This window comes from uncultured Brachyspira sp. (genome assembly GCF_944393015.1).
Taxonomy (GTDB): Bacteria; Spirochaetota; Brachyspiria; order Brachyspirales; family Brachyspiraceae; genus Brachyspira.
This window is the reverse complement of the sequence record NZ_CALXYQ010000024.1, coordinates 38,950-47,445: the sequence shown is the minus strand read 5'-3', so window position 1 is coordinate 47,445 and position 8,496 is coordinate 38,950. Positions and strand designations below refer to the sequence as shown.

General features: G+C 28.6%; 6 protein-coding genes. 3 read left to right on the top strand and 3 right to left on the bottom strand.

Features of this window, described 5'->3' with window-relative positions; translation table 11 throughout:
- Positions 1–1,077 (bottom strand): hypothetical protein (locus tag Q0K19_RS09280; protein WP_297247481.1); only part of this gene is annotated, 1,077 nt, incomplete at its 3' end.
- 437 nt (positions 1,078–1,514) lie between these two features.
- On the opposite strand from Q0K19_RS09280, the gene Q0K19_RS09275 reads away from it, so the two are divergent.
- From Q0K19_RS09275 to mltG, 3 genes are all read left to right on the top strand, one after another.
- Positions 1,515–3,578: a hypothetical protein gene (locus tag Q0K19_RS09275; protein WP_297247479.1), complete on the top strand. Its 2,064-nt coding sequence runs from the start codon at positions 1,515–1,517 to the stop codon at positions 3,576–3,578.
- Positions 3,579–3,605: 27 nt separating this feature from the next.
- Positions 3,606–4,856, top strand: a complete 1,251-nt coding sequence (gene hisS / locus Q0K19_RS09270) for a histidine--tRNA ligase (RefSeq protein WP_297247477.1) — start codon at positions 3,606–3,608, stop codon at positions 4,854–4,856.
- A gap of 79 nt (positions 4,857–4,935) precedes the next feature.
- Complete coding sequence (gene mltG / locus Q0K19_RS09265) at positions 4,936–5,943, top strand: endolytic transglycosylase MltG (protein WP_297247475.1); 1,008 nt, start codon at positions 4,936–4,938, stop codon at positions 5,941–5,943.
- Positions 5,944–6,020: 77 nt separating this feature from the next.
- On the opposite strand, the gene trpS is transcribed toward mltG, so the two are convergent.
- A complete protein-coding gene (gene trpS, locus Q0K19_RS09260; protein WP_048594319.1) occupies positions 6,021–7,019 on the bottom strand; it encodes a tryptophan--tRNA ligase in 999 nt (332 codons plus the stop codon).
- A gap of 418 nt (positions 7,020–7,437) precedes the next feature.
- Positions 7,438–8,421, bottom strand: a complete 984-nt coding sequence (locus Q0K19_RS09255) for a regulatory iron-sulfur-containing complex subunit RicT (protein WP_297247472.1) — start codon at positions 8,419–8,421, stop codon at positions 7,438–7,440.
- Positions 8,422–8,496 lie beyond the last annotated feature (75 nt).

Here is an 8,496-nt window from a genome sequence, read left to right as displayed (position 1 = left end):
TGATTTATCTTTTATATCATCTATAGACTTCTCTAAAGAATGTGCCTTCTGTTCTATAGAATCCAAAAACTCCTCTTTATCCTGACTTATTTTCTCAAGTCCTTCTTTAAGAGTAGAGTAGAGCATCTCTTTAGTTTTTTCCATTTCATCTTTGAATTCTAATACACTTGATTCAGTTATAGAATTAAGTCTGTCATGTATAGTATCTCTTAAATTGTTTAATTCTGTTTCAAGACCGTCTTTAGATTGGCTTAAAGTTTCATAACGATTTTCTATATCTTTAGATTTAACATCTATCTCATCAGCGAATGATGAATATTTGTTTATAAGCTCATCTCTACCTTTCTCAAATAGTTCTGCTAATTGTTCTATATTATGACGGGCTGTTCTTTCAGCAAGCTGAGTAAGCTGATTAGTAAATAATTCTTCTTTTTTAGCGACATGGAGTTTGAATTCTTCTGTAAGAGCTGATATTTTCTCTTTTTCTTGTTCTGCCATAGTACTGTAATGAGCATCACGAGCTAAAAGGTTAGTAGTAAGGGCATCAAATCTCTTATAAAGTTCGCTTTCAAACTCATTTAATTTAGAATTATAAGATTCTATCAATTTATCCTGTATAGATCCGACATTCTTTTCTAATTCTGTCATTTTAGCCTTAACATCGGATATTCTTTTATAAGTCTTTTCTATAGTATTACGTTCTTTTAATACAGTATCTACTTTATTCAATATCTCCAAATAAGCTTCTTCAAGAGAATCAACCTGCTCCTGATACTGAGATACCGCAGCCTTATAGTCTTTATATGACTCAATCCTTTTATTTAATTTAGCTAGATCCTCTTCCATAGATTTGCTTATAAAGCCAGCCTTTTTAACTGCTATTTCCAAATCTATAGCATTATCTCTAACTTCAGATATTTTTTCTTCTACAATACCTTCCAAAACAGCTTTTTCTTCAGCAAACATTTCATTAAAATCATTATTGCTGTAATTTTTTTTTCTATTGATTACGCTGTATATACCGATAAATAATAGAGGAACAACGAATGTTAGTATTAATTGAAGAACAGGGGTCATAAAAAAACTCCGTAAATATAGTATATTAACATAATTCTATATTATGTTAATGTATATGTCAATAGTATTTAAATGTTTTAGTTTCTTAGGATGGTAAAATTCGCTTAAAATTTCCATTTTTTCTATATTATCATAATATTTTCTTATGTAAACTATCAAATTTTACTATTATATATAAAAAATATTTAGCATAGTATTAATTCATAAATCTAAACAAGATATTGCAAATTATGATATAAAACATTAAAATATATAATATATTTTTATGATAGTAAAATTATGAGTTTATATTTTACTATTAAATTAATATTTAGTTTAATTATACACAAAAATATTTTATCATGCTTGATATTATATTTTTTTATAGTAAAATAACTTAAGTTTTTTAACAGATGTCGATATTTTAAAGAATAGTTAAAAAATATTCGGAGATAACAATGAAAAAAGTTATTGCATTTATATTGCTGCTATATTTCCCATTATTTTCCCAAAATAGTATAACATTTCCAGATTATATAGAAGATTTACAAACTAAATCTCCTAAAAAATCTATAGATTGGTTTAAGAAAAATTCTTATTCCGATGAATATGGTGTAAATGAATATGTATTTGACTTTTACAGAGGTGTAAGCAGATATTTATCATTTGTAAAATTTAGAAGTGCCAGAACAGAAGTTAATAGGGCAGCTAGTGATTTTAGAAAGGCTTTAGAATTACCTAACGACCCTGTATATTCTTACAATGATAGAGCTTTCCTATATTTAGGAGGAATACTTACAATACTACCTGGAGATAAAGAATTACCTGCTAGGATATTTAAATACTATGCTGACAATTGCAAAACTTCTAATCCCCACTATCCTACAGCAATATATTGGACTATGTATTTAAGTTATATTACTCCTATGGTTTATGAAAGTTATTATGAAACTTTAAATATTTTATCAAAAAATCCTAATAATAAGATATATGATTATTTTTCAGGGGAGAATAAGCCTATAAATGAAATGATGAAAAAGTTAAAATCTCCTCAAGATATGACTCAGAAGGTTTATGAATGGACTACTTCTAATATGGACGTTTATACATTAATAAAGAATTCTATTCCTATACTTCCAGAAGAAGAAGGACTTTCTGTATTTACAGCACAAAAATTCGATACTTTTGAAAGATATTCTCCTGCTAAAAATATTGATGAAATAGAAAAAGAAATAGAAAAAAATGAAGAGTCTGAAGAAGATTTAGTAAAAACAGAAATAGCTCCAGAGGAAAAAGAAGAATTAGATGAGCTTCAGGATATAGCTAAAAGAGAAAAAACTCCTGAAAATGCTTCAAATAGAAAAATACCTTCTATAGAAAAAGAAATAGTTGATGAAATAGTTATAGATGACCCTAAAACTATTGAATATAAAACAAATATACTAAGAGGTACAAAAGAGGAAAAAGATATTCCTGAACCTACAAATATAGAAACAGAAATTGAAAATGAACCTTTATACCCATTAACTATATTGATAGATAAAAGCCCTAATAATGGCCCTATAGGTGTTGATATAGAAGATTATTCATTCAATACGGAAGTTTCTACAAACTTCGTTATAGATGTTTCTGAAGGAATGTATGAGGCTTATATATCTTTCGGAGATAAACTGTATACTAATGCAGTAAAAGTTGAAAAAGATAAATACAATCTATTCTCTATAATAATAAAAGATCATACTAGTACTACTACAAATGATTTAGATGGACTAAAAGAAGAGATAAAAGAAGAATTAAATGATGGAGAAGAAGAAATAGTAGAAGAAGAAAAGAAAGAAGATGTTTCAGTAACAGTAGGAAAAGAAAATACACCTGTTAATAGATATGACGGAAATGCTGAAAACACAAGAAATATAATAAGAGATGTATTATCAAGACCTGCTAAAGTGGCAACAGAATGGTTTAATACCAATCCTTATAATGAATATATGGGAATATCCGTAGAGGAATATACATATTATAGAGGAGTTGCCTATTATTCAAGATTTCTAAATGAAGGAAGAAGATCTGCAGAATTTGCTGCTCAGGCTAAATCAGATTTAACATTTGCATACAATAAAAAAGATAATTCTAATCTTTTGATGAGAACTAGACTTTATTTAGGTGCAGTTAACTTATTCGCTTATAATGATTTATATGAAGCTGATAAGATGTTTGCTGAAGTTGGTTCTTCTTTAGCCGAAGATCATAGATATTATCCTACTGTTCTTTATTGGAGAAGCAAAATAGGTGTTGCAGATGCTGCTAAATTGGAAGAGTTTTCAAAAATACTATCATCCAAACCACAAAATACTCAAATATTAGATTATTCTTCTACAATGTTTAAAGATTTATCATCTATGCCTTCTTATGAAGAAAAAATAACAGGTATTAGAGCTGTTAGAAATTCAAAACCTATATATGAGCCTCCAAAGAATGCATCTAAGGCTGGAAGCAGTAAAACTCAGGAAGTTTTAAATTAAAAAAATAAATAATTAGGACAAGTTAATATGTTAGATATAAAAAAACCTAGAGGTACAAACGATTTTTTCTATGATTCTTCTAAAAGACTAGAATATATAGAAAATAAAATAAAAAATATAGTAAAACTTTATGGATACGGCAGAATAAGAACGCCTTTATTTGAGTATACAGACCTTTTCACTAGAGGAATAGGAGAGGGTACTGATATAGTAGGAAAAGAGATGTTTACCTTTGAAGATAGAGGAGGAAGATCACTCACTTTAAGACCTGAAGGTACTGCTTCTGTAGCTCGTGCTTATGTTGAAAACTCTATGCAAAATGAGTTTGCTATAAACAAATTATTTTATTTAGGTACTATGTATAGGGCGGAACGTCCTCAAAAGGGAAGATACAGAGAATTTAATCAGTTTGGAGTTGAGTGTATAGGAAATTCCTCTCCTTTGATAGATGCTGAAATCATACTTCTAAATATAAATGTATTAAAAGAATTTGGCATTGATGATGTTAATCTTCTAATAAATACTGTAGGATGTTCTAAATGTAAGCCTTCTTATAATAATGCTTTAAAAGAGGCTATTGGAAGCAGAAAAGAAGAACTTTGCGAAACTTGTCAAAAAAGATATGAGGGTAATATATTAAGAATATTAGACTGCAAAAATGAAAAATGTAAAGAAACAATAAAAGATATACCAAAATTCTATGATTATGTATGCGATGAATGTAAAGAACATTTTGATAAATTATGCGAAGAACTTACAAGAATAGGACAGAAATTTACTGTTGATCATAAACTTGTTAGGGGCTTAGATTATTATACAAAAACCGCTTTCGAAGTTCAAACAAATGCTTTAGGGGCTCAAAGTGCCATACTTGGAGGCGGAAGATATGATAATTTGATTGGTATTTTCAATAATGGAAAAGATGTTCCAGCTGTTGGAAGTGCTATGGGTATAGAAAGGCTTTTACTTGTATTAGAAAATCAAAATAATATCATTACTGAAAGACTTGATGCTTATATTGTGGCATTTAAAGAAACTGAAAATGAAGTTTTAAAAATTATGCAGTCTTTAAGAGCTAATAATATAAGCTGTGATTATGATTTTGCTGTTAAATCTATTAAAAGTCAGTTCAAATCCGCTAACAAAAGAAATGCTAAATATGCTGTTGTTCTTGGAGAAGATGAATTCAAAAGAGGAATGTGCAAATTAAAAAATATGGACAGCGGCGAAGAAAAAGAAATATCTATAAATGATATACATAACAATATAGAAAAATAATTATGTCAAAAATTATTACATATTGTATTATCATTTGTTTTATCTAAAAGCAATTACCTAATAAAAAAATGGGAAAATTATGAAAAAATTATTTATTATATTAATTATACTTGCTGCTATAGTATCCGCTTCATCTGTGGCATTCATTCAGTATATGATTAGTCCTATTAGCAAAGATAGTGAAAAAGTATACTTTGAAATAAAACAGGGTGAAGGTGCTTCAACTATAGCTAATAAATTGGAATTGCAGGGACTTATTAGAAATTCTAAAGTCTTCCTATTATTTGCTAAATATCTTAAATATGACAGAAAACTTTTAAGCGGCTATTATGAAGTTAGCAGAAATATGAACATGATAGACATTATGAAGCATCTTAATAGCGGAAAACAGGCTATGGTAAGACTTACTATTGCTGAAGGAAAAAATATTTATGAAATAGGAACTTATTTAGAATCTCAAGGCTTTACTACTAAAAAAGAGTTTTTGGAAGTTTGCCATGATAAAGAGATATTAAAAAAATATAATATTCCTTCCGATAGCGTTGAAGGCTACATATTCCCTTCTACTTACTATATAGTAAAAGGAAATCCAACTAAAATATTAGTTATGTATATGATAGACTCACTTTTTAAGCAATTTCCTGATTTAGAGGAAAGGGCCAAGAAAATGGGTAGAAATGTTCATGAAATATTGACTATGGCTTCAATAGTAGAAAAAGAGATGGGACCTCTTGATGATCCTAGATTAATATCATCTGCTTATTACAATCGTTTGAAAATAGATAAAAGATTGGAAGCTGACCCTACAACAATATATGCTATGACTTTGGTAAAAGGTGATTATATAGAAAAGCCAAATCTTAAATATGCTGATTTACGTATGGAACACCCTTATAATACATACAAAAATACAGGACTTCCTCCTGGTCCTATATGTTCATCTGGTGCTAAAGCTATAGAAGCGGCATTGGATCCTGCAGATACTGATTATATTTTCTTTGTAGCAGACGGAACAGGAAAACATGCATTTTCTGTTACTTATGAAGAACATGTGGAAAATATTAACAGATATATTTTCAAAAAATAATTATTTACAATTAGACAATACCAAAATTAATAATTAAGTTTATAAAAAAGGGGCTTTAATAAGCCCCTTTTTTTTACTTACTTTCTTTTATTATCAACTAAACCCATTAAATTTCTTACTTCATACAATGTTTTTTCAGCTACTTCAGAAGCATTTTTTGCTCCTTCTTTTAGTACATCATAAACATAATCTTTATCATTAGAGTATTTATTTATATTTTCTCTTATAGGTGCCAATTCATTATTAATATTTTTAGCAAGCATTCTCTTACATTGTACACAGCCTATAGAAGCATTTTTACATCCCTCACAAACTTCTTTCTGCTCATCTTCGCTTGAAAATATTTTATGATAGCTATAAACATTACATATATCAGGATTACCCGGATCAGTTTTAAGTTTTCTGTTAGTATCAGTCATTGCTTTCTGCATTATTAATTTTTCTGTTTCTTCTGCAGTTAAGGATAATGCTATATGGTTATTCAAAGACTTACTCATTTTATTTTGTCCGTCTAGTCCCAATATTCTCAACACTTTTCCATGATAAGTATCAGGTTCTTTGAAATATTCACCATATCTATTATTAAACTTTCTTACTATCATTCTTGTAAGCTCTACATGCTGTTCCTGATCTTCTCCAACAGGTACTATATCAGGATGATAAAGCAAAATATCTGCAGCCATTAAAGAAGGGTAGGTTAGAAGTGCTGCATTAATATTTTCAACATTCTTTCTTGATTTATCTTTATACTGAGTCATTCTTTCAAGCTCAGCTACAGGTATAATAGAATTAAATATCCAAGCTAATTCTGTATGTGCTCTTACATCTGACTGAACAAATATAGAACATTTATTAGGATCAAGACCGCATGCCAAATATTCAACAGCTGCATCCATTATTCTTTTTTGCATTTGAGAAACATCATATTCAACGGTTATAGCATGATAATCAACAATACAAAAAAATCCATAATAATCATTAAGTATATCAGCCCAATTCTTCAAAGCTCCAAGATAATTCCCAATATGAAGAGAACCAGTTGGCTGTATCCCACTTAACATAATTTTTTTTGACATATTTCAGCTCCATTTAATTTTTTTTCATTATTGCTATGTTCGCCTACGCCCAAAGGTTTGATTTAATAAATTAAATCAAAGGCTTCGGCTCACTTTTTATATTGCTATGTTCGCCTAGCGTAGCTACCTACTTGGTCGCCCAAATGTGTGACTTAATAAATTAAGTCACACACCTGTGTACCTTCGGTAAAGGCTTCAGCTCACTTTTATATTGCTATGTTCGCCTAGCGTAGATACCTACTCGGTCGCCCCCAAAGGTTTAACTTAATAAATCAAGTAAGATCCTGAGCACCTTCAGTAATAGCTTAATCTCACTTTTATATACCTAACTAATGACAAAACTAATTAGTAAATTAAGTTATATCATTAGTTAATAGCTTTTTTATTATTACTAATAAAATCCTAAATACTATAATATTTATTCTGCTTTAATATTAGCTATTAAAAAACCTTCCTCATTTGTTTTTAAATCACTTACACTAATATATATAAGTCTCTTATCTTCTGTTTCTATTAATAATTTTTTATTTAAAGGGTTCAATTCTTTTATAACAGCTGGTACATTATTAAATACTAATTTAGTACCAACTTTAGGCAAATCTTTTTTAAGAGCACAATAAGCCTTATATTCATGAGCCAAACAGCACATAAGTCTTCCGCATTGTCCGGATATTTTCATTGTGTTTAAAAGCATACCCTGTTCTTTTGCCATTTTTATAGTTATAGTTTCAAATTTACCCTTTATCACTTTACAGCATAATTCTCTTCCGCATATTCCGCATCCGCCTATGGATCTAGCCTCATCTCTTACACCTATTTGTCTTAATTCTATTCTAGTTTTGAAATGTGCCGCTAAATCTTTTACCAATTCCCTAAAATCTATTCTCTCCTCAGCTATAAATTCAAATAAAAGTTTTGCTCTGTCCAAAAAATAATAAGAACTTATTAATTTCAAATCCAAATTATGATTATTTACTTTTTCTTTGCATATTTTAAAAGCTTCAGCTGCATCTTCCATATTAATTTTATATTGTTCTAAATCTTTGTCATCTGCTATTCTTAGAATATTAAATATTTTATTTTTATTATTTTTAATTTTTACATTATTATTTTCTTCTTCAGCAGCAATGTCTTTTAATTCCTCAGATATTTCATCTTCATTAATAGTTTCATTATCTTCATGTATTTCATCATTATTTTCTATATTATCAGAGTGTACATTATTCTCTTCTTCTAATAAATCTACATCTATATCTTCAAAATTTAGCACATGTCCTATCTCTACACCTTCATCTGTTTCTATAACACAGGCATCTTTTACCTTTATATTTTCTATATGTAAATGTTCAAATTTACCTATATTAGATCCCCTGAACTTTATATGAGCTATATTTTTTATCATTATTAACTCTCCGCTTCATTACTATAAATTATAATATTTAAAGTTATTATATTTTATTTTTAAGTTGATATTATT